This window comes from Xenorhabdus sp. PB30.3, assembly GCF_963895965.1.
In the GTDB taxonomy this organism is placed as follows: Bacteria; Pseudomonadota; Gammaproteobacteria; order Enterobacterales; family Enterobacteriaceae; genus Xenorhabdus; species Xenorhabdus stockiae.
This window is the reverse complement of record NZ_CAWQMW010000120.1, coordinates 2144-27914: the sequence shown is the minus strand read 5'-3', so window position 1 is coordinate 27914 and position 25771 is coordinate 2144. Positions and strand designations below refer to the sequence as shown.

1 protein-coding gene and 2 pseudogenes (1 of these 3 only partly in view) are annotated in these 25771 nt (G+C 51.1%); all 3 read right to left on the bottom strand.

Annotation, left to right across the window (positions count from 1 at the left end; all coding sequences use genetic code 11):
• Positions 1 to 4433: pseudogene (locus AACX38_RS08865) on the bottom strand (non-ribosomal peptide synthetase); its annotated part reaches 2311 nt to the left of the window's first position; the annotation flags it as partial.
• A complete protein-coding gene (locus tag AACX38_RS08860) occupies positions 4433 to 20854 on the bottom strand; it encodes an amino acid adenylation domain-containing protein (RefSeq protein ID WP_445327111.1) in 16422 nt (5473 codons plus the stop codon). The gene AACX38_RS08860 and the pseudogene AACX38_RS08865, both read right to left, overlap by 1 nt.
• Positions 20852 to 25771: pseudogene (locus AACX38_RS20760) on the bottom strand (amino acid adenylation domain-containing protein); the annotation flags it as partial. The pseudogene AACX38_RS20760 and the gene AACX38_RS08860, both read right to left, overlap by 3 nt.

Genomic DNA, 25771 nt, shown 5'->3' with positions numbered 1-25771 from the left:
TCCTGATAAGTATCCTGTACCACAACCTGTACGCTGCGATCTGCGAGGGAAATCCGAATCGGCAGGGTATTAATAAACATTCCCGGTATATGGTCAGCTCCAGCTCCGCCTTGCAGACGGCCTGACAAAACGGAACCAAAAACTACATCATCGCGACTGCTGGTCTGTGCCAGTACCTGTGCCCATGCAACATGAAACAGGACACTCGGGCTGACTTTCAGTTGCCGTGCCAGCGCACGGATGGAACCCGATAATTCAGGAGAAAGCGGAAGGTGTGCTTCCGTAATAGCGTTATTCTGTTCTGCTGCTGGATTTTCGTTATTCGGTATTGGATTTTCGTTATTAGATATTGAAAGCACACCAAATGGCGCAGTTGGAGCATCAATATCAGCCAGCCGGGAACGGAAATAATCTTCATGTTCTGAGACAGGCACACTCAGCGTTCGGGCAATAAAATTGCGGTAAGGCAATACGGCGGGCAAGGCAGTTTCCTGCTTGTGCAAGATAAGTGCAATTTCATCGAAAATCAGTTCCAGTGTCACATGATCGCTGACCAGATGATGAAAACGTAATACCAGCAGCCATTCATTTTGTGCCGTATCATGAGCGATATCAGCAGTGAATAACGGAGCACGGGTCAGATCGATACGATGCTGGCGTGGGTCGGTGTGAGCCAGCAGTTGTCCCTGAATATTATTTTCCGTATTTGGAGTGAAGACGTTAATCTCCAGTGGTGCCTGACGCCAGACGACCTGAACCGGCTGCTCCAGTCCTTGCCAGAAAACACTGCTGCGCAGGATATCGTGACGGTTGATAACTTGCTGTAAAGCAGATAAAAACTGGTTAAGGCGTTCGCGGTTATCAAAAGCCAGCAAACTCTGTAACAGGTAGGTATCCCCCTCAGTCTGCATCAGATGGTGGAACAGAATTCCTTCCTGCAAGGGAGATAACGGATAAATATCCTGTACATTACCAGCGCCACCGGACACAGTTCCGACAATGGCATCAATCTGAGCCTGAGATAATGTCACCAATGGCAGCATCTCAGGAACAATCGCAGTGCAATCTTCAGGGATCAGGTTCTCAGGCACAACAAAAGAATCAGCATCACGGCGAAGAGCCTGCGCCATATCAGCGAGAACCGGCGTGGAGAATACGCTGCGGATATCAAGGTGCCAGCCAGTACGGCGTAGCTCTTCGATCAGGCTGACAATCATCAGTGAATGACCACCCAGCTCAAAGAAATGGTCATGACGACTGATCTGCTCCAGTCTTAGTAGCTGTTGCCAGATTTGTGCCAGCGAAGTTTCTGTTTCCCCTGTCGGAGATTCATAGTGGCGAACCGCGAAAGCGGAAGCCTCTGGAGCAGGAAGCGCATCACGGTCAATTTTTCCGTTAGCGGTCAGCGGGAAATTATCCAGCATGATAAAAGCACTGGGCAACATATAATCAGCAAGGTGTCTGGCAAGCTGCTGACGCAATTCGGCCGGTTCCGGTATCACTCCCTGCTGAGGCTGTATATAGGCAATCAACTGTTTCTGACTTCCTGTTTTAGCGCCTGTTTTCTCATCACCGGCTTCTTCATGGGCGAGAACCAGTGCTTTTTGCACACCATGACACAGGGAGAGGCGGCTTTCAATTTCCCCCAACTCAATGCGGAAACCGCGTATTTTGACCTGAAAATCATTGCGACCACAGTATTCAATATTGCCATCCGGCAGCCAGCGCCCCAGATCGCCGGTCTTATACATTCGTGCATCAGGCTCTGATGAAAACGGGTTAGCCAGAAAGCGTTCAGCGGTGAGTTGCGGACGGTTAAGATAACCACGGGCAACCCCTTCACCGGCAATATAAATTTCGCCCGTTACCCCAAGAGGAACAGGTTGCTTGCCGGAATCAAGAATATAGATCTGAGTGTTGGCAATCGGGCCACCAATGGGAATTTTTATCTCTTTTTCAATCTGTTCAGTATGAAACCTTTCGATAAAGGGGATTTTATAAGCGGTGGCAAAAGTAGTGACTTCCGTTGGCCCGTACATGTGCAATAAATGTTGTGGCGAATGCTCAGCCCATAACTGAATAGCCGAACGGCTATCGGCCTGTTCGCCGCCAAACAAAACATAACGCAGACCCGGTAAGGCTGGGGCAAGCAAGCCTGCATATTGGTTAAACAGGGCAGTGGTAAGAAATAAAGTTGTGATACCTGCGGATGACAGACACTGACCAAAATAAGCTGGCTGTAGCAAGGTATTTTCCGGTATTAGCAGGAGTCTGGCGCCATGTACCAACGTAGACCAGACTTCCCACGCTGCCGCATCAAATGAAATATTGGCGCAGTGGGCAACACAATCATCGGGAGTAATATCGGCAACGTTATTATTGATAAGTAAGCGAATTACGTTGCGGTGCTCAATCATCACGCCTTTAGGCTGGCCCGTTGAGCCTGACGTATAAATGATATAAGCCAGATGATGCGAGGTCAGACCTGGTGTCTGAATATCCGGATTGTGCGTGGGATAGCCAGCCAGAGGTGCTTCCTGCTCACTCAATAAATTATCCAGCAAAACGACAGGCACAAAGGTGTCCAGTTTGTCGTACCATGCTAGCTGCGTCAGCAGAGCTACAGGTCTGGCGTCCTCCAGCATATAGCTCAGCCGTTCAGCAGGGTAATGAGGATCGAGTGGCACATAGGCACCACCCGCTTTCAGTATGGCAAGCAGACCGACTATCAGCTCCGGGCTGCGTTCGGCACAGATTGCAACCGGATCGTCCGGGCGTATACCCAGTGCCAGCAGGTGATGAGCCAGACGATTGGCATGGCAGTTAAGCTCAGCATAACTCAGTGTCTGCCCTTCGTAGCTTATAGCGATAGCATCGCGGCGCTGTAACACCTGCGCTTCAACTAACTGGTGAATGAGCGCATCTTGCGGAAACGCTGTCTGAGTGGCATTGAAATCCACTAATAATTGTTGCCGCTCTGAATCTGGCAACATCGGCAATGTGTTTACGGGCTGGCTATCATCAATCACCATTGCAGTTAATATATGGGTTAAATAACCCACCATACGCTCAGCAGTTGGGTGATCGAACAGATCGGCGGCATATTCTAAATCCCCGGCTAAACCTGTTCCGATTTCGTTCAGTGACAGGGTTAAATCAAAATGCGCACCCCGATGCTTCTGCTCAATCGGTGTGAGTTGCAGTTCCGGCAGTGTAAGCTCCTGAGCCGGCGTGTTATTTAAGGCCATCATCACCTGAAAAATCGGGCTGTAGCTGAGACTACGTTCAGGTTGCAGAGCTTCCACCACCTGTTCAAAGGGCAGATCCTGATGGGCATAGGCCGCCAGTGACTGCTCCTGGATTTGAGTGAGTAAATCAGCCACACTCAGATCGTTATCGAAGGTGATACGTAAAGCCAGTGTATTGACGAAGAAGCCTATCAGCCCTTCAAGCTCACGGTGTGGACGGTTAGCAACAGGGGTACCGATAACAATATCATCCTGCCCACTAAGGCGGCTCAGTACGATACTCCATGCGGTCAGAAGGGTCATAAACAGCGTACTGTTATGGCGTTTCCCCAGCGCCTTCAGTGATGCCAGTAAAGGGGCATCAATATGAAAGGAGACTTTGCCGCCGATATAGCTCTGTACTGCCGGGCGTGGGCGATCAATAGGGAGTGTCAGCAGCGGCGGAGCATCTTTGAGTTGTTCACACCAGAAATCGCGTTGTTTCGTGAGGCTATTTCCCTGCGCTTGTTCATGTAGCCAGACCGCATAGTCAGCATATTGAACAGGTAATGGTGATAAAGAGATATCATGGCCATCAAGGGCCGCACGATAGAAATCTCCTAACTCCCGTATCAGCACACCGGTAGACCAGCCGTCGGTAATAATATGATGCAGGGTCAGTAATAAAATATGCTCTTTATCGCTGAGACGAAGCAGCTGGCCGCGAATCAGCCGTTCCTGAGTAAAATCGAACGGGGTTTGCGCTTCGGTATCAATAAACCCGGTAATGCGCTCGGCGTGCAAAACCGGAGCCAACTGGCTCAGGTCATGATAAGACAGAGTACAGCCGATATCGGTCGGATCAATGTGTTGACAGGGCTTTCCCTCCACTGACACAAAACGGGTTCTCAGGCTTTCATGGCGCTCAACCAGACGGTCGAGTGATGCACTCAGCGCATGGCGGTCAAGCTGACCGCTAAGGCGGAGTATTACCGGCAGATGATAAGCCAGACTGGCAGCCGGTTCGAACTGGCAGAGAAACCACAGCCGCTGTTGAGCAAAAGATAATGGCAGTGGCTGGTTACGATCCGCGGGTTTTATCATTGACTGCTGCTGTTGATAACCCCGTGCTTTCAGTTGCTCTTCAAGCCTTTTCTCCATAACAGCACGTTTCAGATCATCGAGATTCATAGTAGTCCTTGTCATTATTTGTTATCTCCGCCGGTATCTTTTTTACGGGTATCGTTTTCGCCTAAAATTGCCATTAACTCTTCGGCAGACATCGCATCAAGATCGCTTTGAATTGATTCAATGTCGTTGTCGCCGATTGCACTCATTTGTGCTGCAAAGATGATGTCTGCCTGTTCCATTAATTTGGGTGAAACAAACAGGGAGGTCAGGGGAATACTGACCATAAGCTGACTTTTTATGTGGTTTATCAGCCGGATAACCATCAATGAATGACCACCCAGTTCAAAGAAATTGTCATGACGACTAATGCGTGTCAGCCCTAACAGTTCTTGCCAGATTTGTGCCAGTGCTGTTTCTATCCTTCCCTGTGGCGCTTCATATTCATGTGTCACTACCGCAGAGAGTTCAGGCTCTGGCAACGCCCGGCGATCCAGTTTGCCATTCGGTGTGAGAGGGAAAGCGGTCAGCACGACATAGGCACTGGGCAGCATATATTCCGCCAGATGTTCTGCCAGCTGGCGGCGCAGAACCGCCGGCTCAAGTTCAGCGCCGTTTTGGGGCAGCAGATAGGCAACGAGGCGTTTATGTTCAGGTTTATCTTCACGAAGGATAACCACCGCTTCACGTACACCGTGACACTGTTCAAGCCTTGTCTCGATTTCACCCAGCTCAATACGGAAGCCCCGTATCTTGACCTGAAAGTCATTGCGGCCGAGATATTCGATATTGCCATCCGATGACCAGCGGCCTAAATCGCCGGTTTTATACATGCGCATACCGGGTTTACCGGAGAACGGATCGGGCAGGAAACGTTCGGTAGTCAGCTCAGGGCGGTTCAGATAACCACGGGCAACACCTGCTCCTGCAATATAAATTTCGCCTGCAACGCCCAGTGGCACCGGCTGACCATAAGCATCAAGGATATAAATGCGTAAATCATCCAGAGGCTGCCCAATCAGGCTGCCATGCTGTGCATGGATATCCGTTTCCGTCAGTTCACGATAGGTCGCATGTACGGTAATTTCCGTGATGCCATACATATTCACCAGACGGGTCTGTTCGGTAGGAGTGCGTTCAACCCACGGGGCAAGGGTATGCAGCTCTAATGCTTCACCGCCGAATATAATGCAGCGCAGTGTGTGCTGTTCATGCGGCATCATCTCCTGAGCCGCAATCAACTGGCGGAAGGCACTTGGAGTCTGGTTCAGAATAGTGACCTGATTCCGGCAAAGCAGTTCATAGAACATCTGAGGTGAGCGGGCACATTCAGTCGGGATCACCACCAGCTTGCCACCGTAAGCCAGCGCTCCCCACAATTCCCATACCGAGAAGTCGAAAGCAAAAGAGTGGAACATCGTCCAGACATCGTTGTTATCAAACCGGAACCGTGCCTGTGTCGCCGCCAGCAGACGGGTAACATTGGCGTGTTCAACCATCACCCCTTTGGGTTTACCGGTAGATCCGGAGGTATAAATCACATACGCCAGATGGTGTGGCATCACTCCCAGTGCCCGGGCATCCGGATTATCGGCTGGCTGTTCCGCCAGTAACGATGCCTGAGTGTCCAGTTCCATAATCGGGACAGTTATCACCGATGTAGAGAGGAACAATTTTTCCGCTTGTGCTGCCTGAGTCAGCAGGATCTGCGGGGATGAATTTTCCAGCATGTAGGTCAGTCGTTCTGCCGGGTAAGCAGGGTCCAGTGGGACATAACCCCCGCCAGCCTTGAGAATAGCGAGCAGGCTGATAATCAGCTCCGGACCGCGTTCGAGACAGACGGCTATCCGATCATCCGGTTGCACTCCCTGCTTAATCAGATAATGAGCCAGCTGATTAGCACGACAGTTCAGCTCGTTATAACTCAGTGTTTGTTCGGCAAATATAATGGCAGTGGCGTCAGGCGCACGGGCTGATTGTTCCTCAAACAACTGGTGTATCAGGATGTTGTGTGGGAATTCCACCTGATTAGCATTGAAATCGGTCAGCAACTGCTTGCGTTCTGTTGCAGGCAGGATTGAGATATCCCGCAGCAAATATTGTGGGTTATGTGTCAGCGCATCAATCAGGCCATTAATTGCGGTTACCAGATAAGCGGCTATCCTGTTCGGGTCAATGCCGGTTATTGTTTGTGAAATTAGCCTGAATCCGGTGCCTAAATCGTCCACTGACAACGTGACTGGGTAGTTGGTGCGTTCTTCTGCGGTCAGAATGCGAATGCCCGTCCATACAGTGTCAACCGATTCAGCAGTCTGACTATGGCGATAATTCAGCAGGGTGCTGAACAACGGCATTGACTGCGGTACACCGCTGCATTGTTGTGCCAGAACCAGAGGTGCCTGCTCATGCTCCAGCAGCAGCATTAAATTGTGGAAGGTATCCTTAACCGCTTCGTGAACGGTGCAATCACCGACAGAAACCCGCATTGGCAGGGTGTTGATGAACATCCCTAATACCTGCTCGGCTCCTGCACCTCCCTGAAGCCGTCCCAACAGGACGGAACCGAAAACCACATCATCACGACCGCTGGTTTTTGCCAGTACCTGCGCCCATGCCACATGGAACAGGACACTCGGACTGACTCCCAGATGTCGCGCCTGAGTGCGGATCGCCGCTGCCAGTTCTGGGGCAATAGTGAGACTGGATTCAGCCACAGTTTCGCCGTCGGTCTGAACTTTCAGGATACCAAACGGCGCGGTTGGCTCGTCGATATCAGCAAGTCGGCTGCGGAAATAAGTCTCGTGTTCCGGTTCCGGCACGTGCAGTGTCCGGGCGATAAAGTTGCGATAGGGCAGAACAGCAGGCAGTATTTTCGTATTTCCTGTCAGGAACAGCGCAATCTCTGCAAAAATCAGCTCCAGCGTCATATGATCACTGACCAGATGATGGAAGCGCAGTGCCATCAGCCATTCATTGTGTTCTGGATCGTGAGCAATATCTGCGGTAAACAGCGGTGCACGATCCAGATTGATACGGTATCGGCGTGGATCGGTATGCGCTCTGAGTTGGGTAACAATATCGATTTCAGTGGCTGGCGTGAAAATATTGATACTCAGAGACGCCTGACGCCAGACAACCTGAACCGGCTGAACTAAATCCTGCCAGTATGCCGCTGTTCGCAGAATATCATGGCGATCGATAACCTGTTGCAGTGCGGACAGAAACGCATCAAGACGTTCGCGGGAGTCAAAAGCGAGCAGGCTTTGCAGCAGATAATTGTCACCCTGTATCTGTAACAGATGGTGGAACAGGATCCCTTCCTGCAACGGTGACAACGGATAGATATCCTGTACATTGGCAGCGCCGCCGGGCACGGTAGCGACAATGGCATCTATTTCTGTCCGGGACAGCGCAACCAAAGGCAGCATGTCTGGTGTGATCAGCTGACAATTTTCAGGAATGCCGTTAGGCGGCACGATAAATGTATCGTCAGTATCACGCTGAATAGTCTGTGCCATATCGGCAAGGACAGGAGAAATAAATACGCTGCGCACATCCAGTTGCCAGCCGATGAGACGTAACTCCTCGATCAGGCTGACAATCATCAGGGAATGCCCGCCTAATTCAAAGAAATGGTCGTGACGACCAACACGCTCCAGTTTTAACAGGCGTTGCCAGATTTGTGCCAGTGCGATTTCTGTTTCACCCATTGGCGACACATAGCGATGTGATACCACGGCTGATGAATCAGGGGCAGGCAATGCCCGCTGGTCGAGTTTTCCATTTGCTGTCAACGGGAAAGAATCCAGTGTGACAAATGCACTGGGCAGCATATAGTCGGCAAGGTGTTGTGCCAGTTGCTGACGCAATTCTGTCGGATTCAGTATGGCATCAGGCTGTGGCCGCAGATAGGCCACCAGCTGTTTTTGATGTGTTCCGTCCTCACGGGCGATCACGACAGCTTCACGGACTCCGGCGCACTGTTCAAGTCTGGCTTCAATTTCCCCCAGTTCAATGCGGAAACCGCGTATTTTGACCTGAAAATCATTGCGGCCGAGATATTCGATATTGCCATCAGGTAGCCAGCGCCCTAAATCACCGGTTTTATACATGCGTGTATCGGGTTTACCGGAGAAGGGATCAGACAGGAAACGCTCTGCGGTCAGCTCAGGGCGGTTCAGATAGCCACGGGCAACCCCTGCTCCTGCAATATAGAGTTCGCCTGCAACGCCCAGTGGCACAGGCTGACCATAGGCATCAAGGATATAGATGCGTAAATCATCCAGAGGCTGCCCAATCAGGCTGCCACGTCTTGCGTGGATATCCGCTTCCGTCAGTTCACGATAGGTCGCATGTACGGTAATTTCCGTGATGCCATACATATTCACCAGACGGGTCTGTTTAGTAGGATTGCGTTCAATCCACGGGGCAAGGGTATGCAGCTCCAATGCTTCGCCGCCAAAGATAATGCAGCGCAGCATGTGTGGTGGCAGATCGTACTGAGTCATATTCTGAGCTGCAATTAGCTGGCGGAAGGCGCTGGGTGTCTGGTTCAGGATAGTGACCTGTTCACGGCACAGTAGCTCATAGAACATCTGTGGTGAACGGGTACATTCAGTCGGGATCACCACCAGCTTGCCGCCGTAAGCCAGCGCTCCCCACAATTCCCAGACTGAGAAGTCGAAAGCAAAAGAGTGGAACAGCGTCCAGATATCGTTGTTATCAAACCGGAACCGCGCCTGTGTCGCTGCCAGCAGGCGGGTGACATTGGCGTGTTCAACCATCACGCCTTTAGGTTTACCGGTAGAGCCGGAGGTATAAATCACATACGCCAGATGATGGGGGTTCAGCGCTGATTTTTGTACATCCGGGTTCCCGAACTGTTCATGATCGGGTAATAAGCCACCGGATAATAAATTATCCAGCATAACATTATCCAACATAACTACAGGCAGGGGACTGATGAGTTTTTCGGCCAGTGTTGCCTGAGTCACTATGACCACCGGATTTGAATCCTCCAGCATATAGGCCAGCCGTTCGGCAGGATAAGCAGGGTCAAGCGGGATATAGGCTCCTCCGGCCTTGAGGATAGCCAGCAGACCGACCACCATTTCCAGACTCCGTTCGACACAAATTGCTACCCGATCGTCCGGACGTACACCCTGCGTAATCAGCTGATGAGCCAGATAATTGGCACGTTGGTTGAGTTCACCATAGCTGAGTGTCTGCCCTTCAAATACCACGGCAACTGCATCAGGAGATTGGTCTGCCTGAGCCTCAAACAGCTGGTGGAGCAACGCATTATCGGGGAAATCAGCCTGATGCGCATTGAAATCCATCAGCAATTGTTGCCGCTCTGATTGCGATAACATAGGTACAGTGGCAGCCAGTTGTGATTCATCTGCCACCATTGCGTTCAGTACATTGGTGAGATAACCCACCATTCGTTCAATGGTTGCTGCATCAAATAACGCACTGGCATAGGTCAGCTCGCCTGTCAGACCTGCATCGGTTTCGGTTAATGACAGGGTTAAATCGAAGTGGGCACTGTGGTGTATCGGTTCCATCACCGTTAATTGTAAATCCGGTAATGTCAGTGTCTGTGCTGGTGTGTTATTTAACGCGAGCATAACCTGAAATATCGGGCTGTAACTCAGGCTGCGCTCAGGTTGTAACGCTTCCACTACTTGCTCGAAGGGCAGATCCTGATTGGCATAGGCCGCCAGTGTCTGTTCCCGAATCTGTCTGAACAAATCGGCCACACTGGCAGAACCATTCAGCCTGACACGCAGGGCCAGCGTATTCACAAAGAAGCCGATCAGCTCTTCCAGTTCGCGATGCTGACGGTTGGCAACCGGTGTACCGATGACAATATCATCCTGCCCGCTCAGCCGCGCCAGCACGATACTCCATGCTGTCAGCAGGGTCATAAACAGGGTGTTGTTATGGCGTTGTCCGAGTGTTTTCAGCGAAGCCAGTAATTCCGCATTAAAATGAACGGGAACTCTTCCTCCGGTAAAAGTTTGTGATGCGGGACGAGGCCGGTCTGTCGGAAGTGTCAGCAAAGCAGGCGCATCGCGGAGCTGGTGACACCAGAACTCCCGTTGTCTGTTAAGCGCGGCTTCATGCAGATTGTCACGCTGCCAGACCGCATAATCGGCATACTGAATGGGTAGGGGTAGTAACGGGTTTTCCTGATTTTCAAGAGCAGCCCGATAGAGAATGCTCAGCTCACGTATTAGCACACCGACAGACCAGCCATCGGAAATAATATGGTGCTGGGTGATCAGTAATACATGTTCATCATCAGCCAGTTGCAGTAATTGACCACGGATCAGTGAACCCTGAGTAAAATCAAACGGTATTCCGGTTTCGGTGGTAGCAATTTCTGTAATTCGCTGGGTTTGTTCATCGGCAGTTAATGTGCGCAGATCCTGATAAGACAGCGCAAATCTGCTGTCAGCCGTTGCAATTTGCTGGCGGGGCTGGCCTGCCACCAGTACAAAACGGGTACGCAGGATCTCATGTCGGGCGACCAGATTGTCGAATGTTTGGCGCAGGGCATGGTGACTGAGTTCTCCGCTCAGACGCAATACCAGTGGAATATGGTAAGCCAGACTGGCAGCCGGATCGAGTCGGTCTAAGAACCACAATCTTTGTTGAGCAAAGGAAAGCGGCAGCGGCTGGCTACGGTCAGCGACTGGTATTGTCATTTGAGAGGTTGTTGCAACATCAGTCAGTTCCTGAGCTAAATCCATCAGCCGTGGTTGATCAAATAGCTGTTGCAACGGTAATTCTCGCTTCAGTACCTGACGGATACGGGCTGTAAGCTGAATAGCCAGCAGTGAATGCCCGCCCAGTTCAAAGAAATGGTCATAGCGCCCGATTTGCTCCAGTCCCAGCAGATCCTGCCAGATCCGGGCTAATGTGATTTCCGTTTCACCGACAGGCGCTGCATAGTCACGGGTTGCTACTGCCGATGAATCCGGTGCAGGAAGTGCCTGACGATCTAATTTGCCATTAGGGGTCAGCGGGAAAGTTTCCAGCATAATAAACGCACCGGGCAGCATATAATCAGTAAGATGCTGAGCAAGCTGGCGACGTAGTTCTGCTGGCTCGAGTTCAGTGTCTTCCTCTGGTCGCAGATAGGCTACTATCCGCTTCTGATTGGGTTCGTCCTCCCGTATCAGAACTACCGCCTCACGTACCCCATCGCACTGTACCAGTCTGGCTTCGATTTCCCCCAGTTCGATACGAAAGCCTCGCAGTTTGACCTGAAAGTCATTGCGACCGAGGTATTCGATATTACCGTCCGGTAACCAGCGCCCCAAATCCCCGGACTTGTACATACGTGCATCAGGTTCTGAAGAGAACGGATCGGGCAGAAAACGCTCTGCGTTCAGTTCCGGGCGATTCAGATAACCACGGGCAATGCCTGCACCGGCGATATAGATCTCACCGGAAACTCCGACAGGAACAGGTTGAGCCTGTTTGTCCAGAATATAGATTCTCCGGTTACCGATAGGGCGACCAATCGGAATTTTGATTTCACCTTCACCGGTTTTTTCTGGCATGAGCGGCATTTCATAAACAGTGGCAATTGTTGTGGCTTCTGTAGGCCCATAGGCATGCAGCAAATGCTGCACAGGATATTCCGCCCGGAAACGAATGGCGGTATGGGCGTTGGCCTGCTCACCGCCGAACAGGAGGTAACGCAGATCCGATAACGCAGGAGCAATCAGGCTGACATACTGATTAAACAGCGCCGTAGTCAGGAACAGTGCACTGACTTTCTCTGCTGACAGAGATTGCGCGAATTGGTCAGGTTGTAACAGTACTTTTTCTGGGATTAGCAGAAGTCGTGCGCCATGTGTCAGCGCAGCCCAAACCTCCCATGTCGCCGCATCAAATGAGACGTTGGCACAATGGGCAATGCAGTCATCCGGCCCGATATCAGCAAAGCCGTTATTGATAAGCAGGGAAATGACATTCCAGTGTTCAACCATGACACCTTTCGGCTGACCGGTTGAACCGGAGGTATAAATAACATAGGCCAGATGGCGTGATGTCAGCCCTGAAGCCTGAATGTCAGGGTTACGCGTTGGGAACGATGCGGAACTGTCTGACTTATCGTCCAACAAGATAACAGGTAAGGCGCTGTTCAGTTTTTCATGCCACTGAGCCTGTGTCAGTAAGGCAACCGGGGAAGCATCCTCAAGCATAAAGTTAAGCCGCTCAGCCGGATAGTTAGGATCAAGTGGCAGATAAGCGCCACCGGCTTTGAGAATGGCCAGCAACCCAATAATCATTTCCGGACAGCGTTCAATACAAATAGCGACCCGATCATCCGGGCGTATGCCGAGTGTCAGCAGGTGATGTGCCAGACGATTGGCTCGCTGATTCAGTTCACGATAGCTCAGCGTCTGATTTTCATAGGTGACGGCAATAGCATCAGGACGCTGTAATGCCTGAATTTCGACTAACTGGTGAATTAGCGCATTTTCCGGGAATGCGCTTTGCGTTTCAGGAGCATTAAACTCCACCAACAGCCGTTGCCGCTCTGATCCCGATAAAATCGGAATATCCAGAATCGGTTGCTGAGGATGATCAATTAAAGCTTCAACCAGCCCTTGAATCGCAGTTATCAGATAGCTTGTGACCTGATCAGGTGAAATTTCAGTCACAGTCAGCGCTGTGAGCTGAAAACCGTCACCTAAGTCATCCACGGACAGGGTAATGGGGTAGTTAGTTCGCTCTTCGGCTGCGACCACACGCATACCCGCCCAGATGGTATCCATTTCAGCCTGAGTCATCTGACTATGGCGATAATTCAGTAAGGCACCGAACAACGGCATCGGCTGTGCCACACCACTGCACTGTTGTGCCAGCGCCAGCGGAGCCTGCTCGTGTTCTAATAGCGCGGTCAGACGGTGATAGGTGTCCAGCACGGTTTCCTGCACACGACGACCGGCCAGAGAAATGCGGATTGGCAGAGTATTAACAAACATTCCCAGCATTTGCTCTGCCCCGGTGATGCCCTGCAAACGACCCAGCAGCACGGAGCCAAAAACCACATCATCACGACCGCTGGTGTGTGCCAGCACCTGTGCCCAGGCAACATGGAACAGGACGCCGGGAGTGACGCCCAGACGACGTGCCTGAGAACGGATAGTGTTTGCCAGATCGTTATCCAGTAAAATACGGGCTTTGGCGACGGGATTGCTGCTATCCCGCAATTGACGATGATCAGGTAAGGCGCTGATCTTCGGCATTTTAAGCACATTAAAGGGTGCCGTAGGTTCGTCAATATCTGCCAGTTGCTCGCGGAAATAATCTTCGTGTACTGAAACCGGTACATTCAACGTTTGGGCGATAAAATTGCGATAGGGCACTGAAACAGGCAGTGCATCTGCATTCTCCTGCCGTATCCGGACAATTTCGGCGAAGATCAGATCGAGTGTCATATGGTCACTGACCAGATGATGGAAACGCAGTGCCAGTAACCACTCATTTTGTGCCGTATCGTGTGCAATATCAGCCGTGAACAGGGGCGCACGAGTCAGGTCAATGCGGTGCCAGCGCGGATCGGTGTGAGTGCGTAATTGGGCCGATATATCGTCTTCTGTTTCTGGCGTAAATTCCTTGATACATAACGGTGCCTGACGCCATACCACCTGAACGGGCTGTGCCAGATCCTGCCAGTAAACCGAGGTGCGCAGAATATCGTGACGGTCGATTACCTGCTGCATGGCGCTCAGGAAACTATCAAGGTGAGTTCGGGTATCAAAGGCAATAAGGGTATGTAATAAATAGTCGTCACCCTGTGTCTGTAACAGATGATGGAACAGAATGCCTTCCTGTAATGGTGCCAGCGGATAGATATCCTGCACATTACCCGCTCCGTCAGAAACACTGGCAGTGATAGCGTCAATCTCTGACTGGGACAGTGAAACCAGCGGCAACATATCCGGTGTAATAGCCTGACAGCCATTTGGAATAAGGTTAGGTGGGACGACAAAAAACTCTGCATCACGCTGAGCGGCTTGTGCCATATCGGTAAGCACAGGCGTAGCGAACACATGGCGGACATCAAGCCGCCAGCCGTGGTTATGCAGTTCTGCAATCAGACTGACAATCAGCAGTGAATGCCCGCCCAGCGCAAAGAAGTTGTCATAACGGCTGACCTGTTCCAGACCTAGTAGTTGTTGCCAGATTTGAGCCAGCGTTATTTCTATTTCGCCAACGGGGGCTTTATAGCCCTGTATTGCCAGAGCGGACAGATCAGGCGCAGGTAGTGCCTGACGATCCAGTTTGCCATTGGGCGTCAGCGGGAATGTATCAAGGATAATAAAAGCACTGGGCAGCATATAGTCAGCGAGGTGCTGAGCCAGTTGCTGACGTAGTTCAGCCGGAACCAGTTCAGTGCCTTCTTCCGGTTTCAGGTAGGCAACCAGCCGTTTCTGACTGTGTTCGTCTTCCCGGATCAGAACCACAGCTTCGCGTACACCATGACACTGGGCCAGTCTGGCTTCAATTTCCCCCAGTTCGATACGAAAACCGCGTAATTTGACCTGAGAATCATTGCGACCGAGATATTCGATATTGCCGTCAGAACGCCAGCGACCCAGATCCCCCGTTTTGTACATACGCGCATTTGGCTCAGAAGAAAATAGATCGAGCAGGAAACGTTCGGCTGTTAGTTCAGGTCGGTTCAGATAACCACGGGCAACGCCGGCACCAGCGATATAAATCTCTCCGGTGACCCCCACAGGAACAGGTTGAGCATTGGCGTCAAGAATATAAACCTGTGTATTGGTAATGGGACGACCAATCGGCGGCGGTGTGTTTTCCTGACTATCACACGGATAAAGCGTTGCACAAACGGTAATTTCCGTCGGCCCGTAGGCATTGAGCATCTGCCGTCCCGCTGACCAGCGTTTGACTAAACCCGCTGGACAGGCTTCCCCGCCGACCAGTAATGTCTGAAGGGTATCGGGCAGAGAATCCATTGCCGTCAGCGCAGTAGGTGACAGGAGTACATGGCTGATAGCATGGGTTTCCAGATAATCTGACAGGATCGCACCGGGTAGAAGGTCGGCACGTTTTGCCAGATAGAGGCTGGCTCCCGTCAGTAGCGCCATAGCGCATTCCCAGACAGAGGCATCAAAACTGCCGGAAGCAAATTGCAGAACCCGACTCACAGGCGTGAGGGCAAGGACATTTTGTTGGGTGGTTACCAGATTACATAGGCTATGATGCTCAACCATCACGCCTTTCGGCTGACCCGTTGAACCGGAGGTATAAATAATGTAAGCCAGATGATGGGGTGTCAGCCCCAATACCTGAGCATCCGGGTTATCCGTTCGTTGTGTTGTCGGAAACTGTTCAGGGTGATTGAGTAAAATAGTCGGTAATGTACTGGTAAGCTGGTCTGCCAACTCAGTGGTGGTTAGCAAAACAACCGGAGCGGCATCTTCCAGCATAAAGTTAAGCCGTTCCGCCGGATAAGCCGGATCGAGGGGAACATAAGCCCCACCGGCTTTCAGTGTGGCAATCAGACCGATGACCATATCCGGGCTGCGTTCAGCACAAAGGGCAACCCGATCATCCGGACGTACTCCCAGCGCCAGTAAATGATGAGCCAGCTGATTGGCTCGCTGGTTCAGTTCGTGATAACTCAGCGTCTGGTTTTCATAAACCACGGCAATAGCATCAGGGCACTGCGATACCTGAGTTTCAAACAGCTGGTGGATAAGTGCATCTGGTGTGAAGCCGGGCTGTGGTGAATCACTCCGGATAGCATTGAAATCTACCAGTAATTGATGCCGCTCCGATGCGGGTAGCATAGGCAGAGTGGCAATACATTGCGTATCATCAGTGACCATTGCTGTGAGCACATTGACTAAATAGCCAGTCATGCGCTCAATGGTTGCGGAATCGAACAAATCTACGGCATAAGTCAGTTCACCTGTCAGACCATTTTCGTTTTCGGTCAGAGACAGGGTTAAATCAAAATGCGCGCTGGGGTCTGTCTGTTCTATTAGTGTACAGCGGATATCGGGCAGGTTTAATGCCTGAGCAGGAGTGTTGTTTAAAGCCAGCATCACCTGAAATATCGGGCTGTAACTGAGATCACGTTCCGGCTGTAACGCTTCCACCACCTGTTCAAAAGGCAGATCCTGATTGGCATAGTCATCCAGCATCTGTTCACGGATCTGAACCAGTAGGTCAGCAACACTGTCGGAATCGCTTATTCTGGTACGCAGGGCTAATGTATTGACAAAAAAGCCGATTAATCCTTCCAGTGTATGGTGAGGCCGGTTGGCAACCGGTGTACCGATGACAATATCATCCTGCCCACTCAGCCGGGCGAGGACAATACTCCATGCCGCCAGCAGGGTCATAAACAGGGTATTGTTATGGCGCTGCCCCAGTTTCTTCAGTGAAGCCAGTAGTTCGGCATCAAAATAAACAGGAACTCGACCGCCGACGAACGACTGCACCGTCGGGCGGGGTCTGTCAGTCGGCAGAGTTAATAAAGCCGGAGCATCTTTAAGCCGGGAAGACCAGAAATCACGTTGTGCAGTCAGAGCCGATTCCTGCAACCAGCCACGTTGCCAGACGGCATAATCGGCATACTGAATAGGTAATGGCAGTAACGGGTTGGCCTGATTTTCAAGAGCCGCATGATAGAGAACGCTTAGCTCACGCATTAGCACACCGACAGACCAGCCATCGGAAATCATATGGTGTTGGGTGAGCAGAAAGATATGTTCTTCATCAGCCAGTTGCAGCAAGTGACCACGAACCAGTGGCCCCTGTGTGAAATCAAATGGCGTCCGGGTTTCAAGAGCGGTCAATTCAGTAATACGGTCAGTTCGTTCTTCAGGCGCTAACGGGCGTAGATCATGGTAAGACAGCGCGAAACCGGTATCAGCCTGATCAATGTATTGGCAGGGATGACCTGCTACAGAGATAAAGCAGGTACGCAGGCTTTCTTGCCGAGCCACCAGATTATTCAGTGCCTGACTCAGTGCGTGGTGACTGAGTTGCCCGCTGAGATGTAATGTAACGGGAATATGATAGGCCAGACTGGCGGCCTGATCGATTTGTGCCAGGAACCATAACCGTTGTTGTGCAAAAGAGAGTGGCAGTGGCTGGTTTCTGTCAGCAACAGGGATCTCGATTTGGCTAATAGTTGTAGTTTCAGTGAGCAGTTGTGCCAACTCAGCCAGAACTGGCTGGTCAAAGAGTTGTTTTAATGACAGGTTTTTTGCCAGTTCCTGACGAACGTATGCGACAAACTGAACCGCCAGCAGGGAATGTCCCCCCAGTTCAAAGAAATGGTCATAACGCCCGACCTGCTGCACACCGAGTAATTTTTGCCAAATCTGAGCCAGTGCAGTTTCCGTTTCACTGATCGGTGCTTCATAACCACGTGTCACTATTGCTGTCAGATCAGGTACCGGAAGCGCCTGACGATCCAGTTTACCATTGGATGTCAGCGGGAAAGTTTCCAGCATGACAAAAGCGCTGGGCAGCATATAGTCAGCAAGGTGTTGTGAGAGTTGATGACGTAGTTCAGCGGGTATTAACGATAGGCCATTGTGTGGCTGCAAATAAGCGACCAACTGTTTTTGCTTTGATTCGTCTTCACGGGCAATTACGACAGCTTCACGCACACCGTCACACTGCATCAACTGTGCTTCAATTTCCCCCAGTTCAATGCGGAAGCCACGGATTTTGACCTGAAAATCGTTGCGTCCGAGGTATTCGATATTACCATCAGACAGCCAGCGCCCCAGATCCCCTGTTTTATACATGCGCGCATCAGGCTCTGAGGAGAAAGGACACTCAAGAAAACGTTCAGTAGTCAGCTCAGGCAGATTTAAATAACCACGGGCAACACCGGCTCCGGCAATATAAATTTCGCCGGCAACACCAACAGGAACAGGCATCCCTTTGGGATCAAGGATATAGATTTGCGTATCGGTTAATGGGCGGCCGATAGGAATAGAGCGAGTGATATCAATGGGGGATGTTATTACATAGGTGGCTGCAAACGTGGTGGTTTCCGTCGGGCCATAGCCGTTAATCAGATAGGCAGGCTGAGATTCAGACGAGAATACCTGCCGGATCTTACCGGGGTCGAGAACATCACCACCGACCAGCAGGTAACGTAGCTGCCCGAACATCGGCATAAGAATATCAAGGTAAGCATTGAACAGACCGACAGTCAGCCAAAGCGCGGTCACTTTCCCTTCGATGAGTGAATGACTGAAATGCACCGGATCCAGCAATACAGTCTGGGGAATGATATGTAAACATCCGCCATTCAGCAGGGCTGACCAGATTTCCCATGTTGAGGCATCAAACGCAATATTGGCACAATGAGCAACACGGTCATCAGGGCCGATATCCACAAGACTGTTATTGATAATAAGGTGAAGCACACTACGATGCTCAACCATGACTCCTTTGGGTTGTCCGGTTGAGCCGGAGGTGTAAATCACATAGGCCAGATTTTTTGATGTCAGGTGAACCGTGGGGTTATCGAGCTGTTGTGTTGGCAGGCCGGTTTCCTGTTCATCCAATAATAAAGTCAGAATGTGGTTTTCCGACAATTTATCCGCATGAGCGGTATGAGTCAGTATGGCGACGGGAGCAGCATCCCTAAGCATATACTGCAATCTTTCCGTCGGATAAGCCGGATCAAGGGGTAAATATGCGCCTCCGGCCTTAAGAATGGCGAGCAAGCCAATAATCAGCAGAGGGCTGCGCTCAACGCAAATCGCGACACGATCATTGGGGCGTACACCTTGCGCAATCAGATGATGCGCCAGATAGTTAGCACGTTGATTCAGTTCGCCATAGCTAAAGGAATTACCTTCAAACACTATAGCGATGGTGTCGGGGCGATGTGCGGCCTGCTCTTCAAATAATTGGTGGATCAAACCCGGCTGGGCATCTTCTGTTGGCGATAAGGTTGCTTGAGCTGAGTTAAAATCCACCAGTATTTGTTGCCGCTCTGTGGCGGGCAGGATGGATAACTCCTGAATCAGCTGCTGCGGATTGCGAGCCAGTGACTCAGTCAAGCCACGAAGGGCAGTTTCCAGATAAGTGGTAATGCGTGCCGGATCAATGCCTGATCCCGCCAGAGCTGTCAGACGGAACCCTGCTCCCGTATCATCCACGGATAGGGTGATTGGGTAATTTGTCCTCTCCTCCGCCGTGAGAATACGCATACCCAGCTGGGGCATCTCAAAAATATCAGCTTCATTGAGCCGGGTATGGCGATAATTAAGTAGAGTACTAAACAGTGGCATTGGTTGCGCCACGCCGCTGCATTGCTGTGCCAGTGCCAGCGGTGCCTGTTCGTGCTCGAGTAAGGTAGTCAGATTGCGATAGGTAGCCTGTACGGTATCCAGCACACTCTGGTCTGTCAGGGAAACCCGTACCGGCAGGGTATTGATAAACATACCCAGTGTTCGGGCTGTTCCTTTGCCACTCTGCAATCGGCCTAATAACACTGAGCCGAATACAACATCATTACAACTGCTGGTTTGTGCCAGTACCTGTGCCCAGGCGACATGAAACAGTACTCCCGGGCTGACGCCCAGACGACGAGCCTGATGGCGGATATTCTCCGCCAGAACCGGATCGAAGGTGAGGCGCGCTTCAGCAACAGGTTCATCATCCGATAGGGAGAGCACGCTAAAAGGAGCGGTGGGCGTGTCAATATCAGCAAGTTGTTCACGGAAATAGGCCTCGTGTACCGATGTTGGTACGCTTAACGTCTGGGCGATAAAGTTACGATAAGGCTGAGCAGCGGGTAATGTTTCAGGTTGTTCTTGTTGTTTCTGGATAAGCTGTATCAGGGCAATTTCGTCGAAAATCAGCTCCAGTGTCATATGATCAGCGGTCATATGATGAAAGTGCAGTGCCAGCAGCCAGTTATCCTGCACCGGATCATAAGCGATATCTACCAAAAATAGTGGTGCATGGTTTAGCTTAAGACGGTGTTCACGCGGATTATTGAGCGCTCTGAGCTGAGCGGGAATATCATCTGTTGTGGACGGAATGAACTCATTGATCGTCAGCCGTGCCTGACGCCAGACCACCTGAACCGGTTTGACCAGCCCCTGCCAGCAGGCGGCTGTACGCAGAATATCGTGGCGGTCGATAACATACTGAAAACCGGACAGGAAATCATCAAGGTATGCGCGGGTATTGAAAGCGAGCATACAATGGAGCAAATAAATATCACCTTGTTCCTGTAATAGGTGGTGAAACAGAACGCCTTCCTGTAACGGTGCCAGTGGATAGATATCCTGTATATTGCCGGCTCCGCCGGGAGTAACTTCGACAATCGCATCAATTTCGGCCTGTGAAAGTGAAACCAGCGGCAGCATATCCGGTGTAATGGCTGTGCAATCATCCGGGATAAGGTTAGGCGGAACAACAAAAGTATCGGCATCTCCCTCAATCGCCTGAGCCATTATCATCAGGACAGGCGCTGAGAACACACTGCGAACATCCAGTTTCCAGCCAAATTTGTACAGTCGTTCAATCAGGCTAACAATCATCAGCGAATGACCGCCGAGTTCAAAGAAGTGGTCATGGCGGCTGACCTGCTCTAATCCCAGCAGCTCCTGCCAGATGCGTGCCAGTGCGGTTTCTTTCTCCCCTATGGGAGCCTGATAACTGCGGGTTATCACTGTCGAAATATCAGGCTCAGGCAGAGCCTGACGATCAAGTTTTCCGTTAGGGGTTAACGGGAAGGTTTCCAACACAACAAAAGCACTGGGCAACATATATTCAGCAAGGTGTTGAGCGAGTTGCTGGCGCAGTTCTGCAGGGGAGAGTTCAACACCTTCCTGTGGACGTAAATAGGCGATCAGCCGTTTATGTTCACCTGTTTTTTCCTCAATAGCCTGTTGATTAAAAGTATCTTCACGGGCGATAACCACGGCTTCACTCACACCGTGACATTGCATCAGCTGTGCTTCAATTTCCCCCAGTTCAATGCGGAAGCCGCGAATTTTGACCTGAAAATCATTACGTCCGAGGTATTCGATATTACCATCAGGCAGCCAGCGACCGAGATCACCGGTTTTGTACATGCGGGCATCGGGTTCTGAGGAGAAAGGATCGGCGGGGAAACGTTCCATCGTCAGTTCAGGACGATTCAGATATCCCCGCGCTACACCCGCTCCGGCAATGTGAATTTCACCGACAGTGCCTATGGGGACAAGCTGAGCTGATGAATCAAGGATGTAAATCCGGGTATTGGCGATCGGGCGTCCGATATGGTTGTGAAAGCCCATTGTCCGATCCATACGTGTCCACGTTGAATAAACGGTCGTTTCTGAAGGGCCATACAGATCGTATATATGCCGGATATTAGTGTGTGCAAATAACTGTTTAACTATATGTGGTTTCAGCGCCTCACCGCCGAGATTGATGGTTGCGATATTTGCAGGTATCGCATTGGCTTCAATCAGTTGCGGGATAGCCGAGGGCACGGTATTGATCAGGCTGAGGTTCTGTTTTGTAGCGATAGACCTTGTATTGATCAGCGATAACACATCAGGGACAAGATGCACCGTACCGCCAGAAATCAGAGGCGTAAAACATTCGTATACAGATAGATCAAAATTCAGTGACGTGGAAAAAAGAGTGTGTGCCAGCTCTTGTTGGCTGAATGTTTTCCGCGCCCAGTTCAGGAGATTGACGGCATTACGGTGCTCGATTGCCACACCTTTCGGCAGACCGGTTGAACCGGAGGTGTAGATGACATAGGCCAGATGGCGTGAAGTCAGCTCCAGTGACTGTGCGTCAAGGTTGTGATCGGGCAGTTCTGCCATAGAGGAGGAGCTGATATCGAATATATTGTCGAGCAAAACAATTGGTATAGAGCTGTGTAGCGTGCCAGCCAGTGTTGTCTGAGTCAGAATGGCTGTCGGGGCTGAGTCTTCCAGCATATAAGCCAGCCGTTCGGCAGGGTAAGCCGGATCGAAAGGGACATAAGCTCCGCCCGCTTTCAGGATAGCCAGTAAGCCCACAATCATTTCGGGGCTGCGCTCGACGCAAATGGCAATTCGATCATCCGGTTTTATTCCCCGCTTAACCAGATAATGAGCCAGTTGGTTGGCATGACGATTAAGTGCGTCATAGCTCAGGGTTTGTTGTTCGAAAACGACAGCGATAGCAGCCGGAGTCTGTGTCACCTGTTGTTCAAACAGTTCATGGATTAGGGCGGATTGTGGACTGTTTATTTCTGAAAAAGTGTCTTGAGTGGCGTTGAAATCCACCAGCAACTGCTGCCGTTCTGCCGCGGACAGCATAGGCAGGTGCGTAATGGCCTGTGTTTCATCTTCTGCCATTGCTGTCAGTACATTGATGAGATAACCCACCATGCGTTCAACGGTAGTGGCATCAAACAGATCAGCGGCATATTCCAGTCCACCAGTCAGACCTGTATCACTTTCGGCCAGTAACAGCATTAAATCGAAGTGGGCACTATGACCCGCCTGCTCAAGCCGGGTGATTTGCAACTCATGCGATGTCTGATCCTGAACCGGCGTATTATCCAGCGCCAGCATGACCTGAAAGATGGGGCTATAGCTGAGACTACGTTCAGGCTGTAAGGCTTCAACGACTTGCTCAAAAGGCAGATCCTGATGAGCGTAAGCAGCCAGTGCCTGCTCCCGCACCTGAGCTAACAGGTCAGCGACAGAGAAATGATTATCGAGCCTGATCCGCAGAGCCAGTGTATTAACAAAAAATCCCATCAATCCTTCAAGCTCAGAGAGTGATCGATTGGCGATGGGGGTGCCGATGACGATATCATCCTGACCACTCAGCCGCGACAGCACGATACTCCAGCCAGCCAGAAGCGTCATAAAAAGGGTGGTATCGTGGCGTTTTCCGAGTGTCTGAAGTGATGCCAGCACCTTGTTATCAAGATGGAAAGGCACCTGACTGCCAATGTAGGACTGGATTGCCGGACGTGGCCTATCTGTCGGGAGTGACAGTAGTGCCGGTGCATTCTTAAGTTGTATACGCCAGAAATTTTGTTGGGCCGTGAAGATGTTTTCCTGTAACCATTCACGTTGCCAGACAGCATAGTCGGCGTATTGAATGGATAAGGGTGACAAAGAAATATCATGATTGTTAAGCAATGCATGATAGATAATATCCAATTCACGCATGAATACACCGATAGACCAGCCATCAGTGATGATATGATGCAGAGTGATCAGTAACAGGTGCTCTTCATCGGTCAGTTGCAGCAGATGACCACGAACAAGTGGCCCGTGGATAAAATCAAAGCTCGTCTGAGCTTCAAGTGCTGTAATCTCTTCAATTCGTTCAGTACGTAGCGCCGGATCTAAGTTGCGTAACTCATGGTAGGACAAGGTAAAGCCGGTATCAGCAGGATCAATATGCTGGTAAGGCTGGCCTTCAACCAGTATAAACCGAGTGCGCAGGCTTTCATGGCGGGCAACCAGATGATTGAGTGTACTGGTCAGGACATGATGGTTAAGTCGACCTGTCAGGCGCAGTGCTACCGGAATATGGTAGGCGCGGCTGGCAGCCGAATCGAGCTGGTTCAGGAACCATAAGCGCTGCTGGGCAAAGGACAGCGGGAGTGGCTGGCTGCGATCAGCCGAAGGGATAACGGCCTGCGTGGATACCGCTGCTTCAGTAATAACCTGAGTTAACTCCATCAGGACTGGTCGGCTAAAAATCTGTTGCAGAGGGAGTTCTCGCCCCATGATCCGGCGTATACGGGCCGCCAGCTGGACAGCCAGCAGGGAGTCACCACCCAATTCAAAGAAATGGTCATGGCGACCAACCTGTTCTAATCCTAATAAATTCTGCCAGATTTGCGCTAAAGCCGTTTCTACTATTCCTTGTGGTGGTTCATATTCATGCGTGACTACCGCCGATTGTTCAGGTAACGGCAAGGCACGGCGATCCAGTTTGCCATTCGGGGTAAGAGGAAACGCGGTAAGTACCACAAATGCACTGGGCAGCATATATTCTGTCAGATGCTCTGCCAGTTGGCGGCGCAGAACCGCCGGAACCAGTTCAACACCATTCTGCGGCAGTATGTAGGCGATTAGACGCTTATTTTCTGGTTCGTCTTCACGAAGGAGAACCACGGCCTCACGTACACCGTGGCACTGCTTAAGTCTTGCTTCAATTTCCCCCAGCTCAATGCGGAAGCCCCGTATCTTGTACTGAAAATCATTGCGGCCAAGATATTCAATATTGCCATCCGGCAACCAGCACCCTACATCCCCGGTTTTATACATGCGCTCATCTGGATTACCGGCGAACGGATTGGGTAGGAAACGTTCGGTAGTCAGCTCAGGGCGGTTCAGATAGCCACGGGCAACACCTGCTCCTGCAATATAGAGTTCGCCTGCAATGCCCAGTGGCACCGGCTGACCATAAGCATCAAGGATATAGATGCGTAAATCCTCCAGAGGCTGCCCAATCAGGCTGCCATGCCTTGCGTGAATATCCGCTTCCGTCAGTTCACGATAGGTCGCATGTACGGTAATTTCCGTGATGCCATACATATTCACCAGACGGGTCTGTGCGGTAGGATTGCGTTCAACCCACGGGGCGAGGGTGTGCAACTCTAATGCTTCACCGCCGAATATAATGCAGCGCAGTGTGTGCTGCTCATGCGGCATCATATCCTGAGTCGCAATTAACTGACGGAAGGCACTTGGAGTCTGGTTCAGAATAGTGACTTGCTTCCGGCAAAGCAGCTCATAGAACATCTGGGGCGATCGGGCACATTCAAGTGGAACAACGATGAGTTTGCCCCCGTAAGCCAGCGCTCCCCACAATTCCCACACTGAAAAATCGAAAGCAAAGGAGTGAAACAGCGTCCAGACATCGTTGTTATTAAACCGGAACCGCGCTTGTGTCGCCGCCAGCAGGCGAGTGATATTGGTGTGTTCAACCATCACGCCTTTGGGAAGACCGGTTGAACCGGAGGTATAAATAATATAGGCCAGATGGTGCGGCATCAGTCCTAGTGCCTGTGTATCCGGATTGTCAGCCGGTTGTTCTGCCAGAAATGAAGGATCGGTGTCGAGTATATTATCGAGCAGAATTGTTGGTACGGAGCTGGTCAGTTTGTCAGCCAGTGTTGTCCGGGTCACTATGAGCACTGGCTCTGAATCTTCCAGCATATAGGCCAGTCGTTCGCTAGGGTAAGCCGGATCGAGTGGCACATAGGCTCCGCCCGCTTTCAGAATAGCCAGTAAACCCACAACCATCTCCAGACTGCGCTCAATACAAATCGCGACTCGTTTATCTGGTCTTACACCCCGTGCAATCAGATAATGAGCCAGACGATTGGCCCGGCGATTGAGTTCGTCATAACTCAA

Bases quoted from the DNA above. Each gene is read 5' to 3' on its own strand.
- AACX38_RS08860 (WP_445327111.1), bottom strand. From the start codon at position 20,854: ATGGCTCAGGCGATTGAGGGAGATGCCGATACTTTTGTTGTTCCGCCT.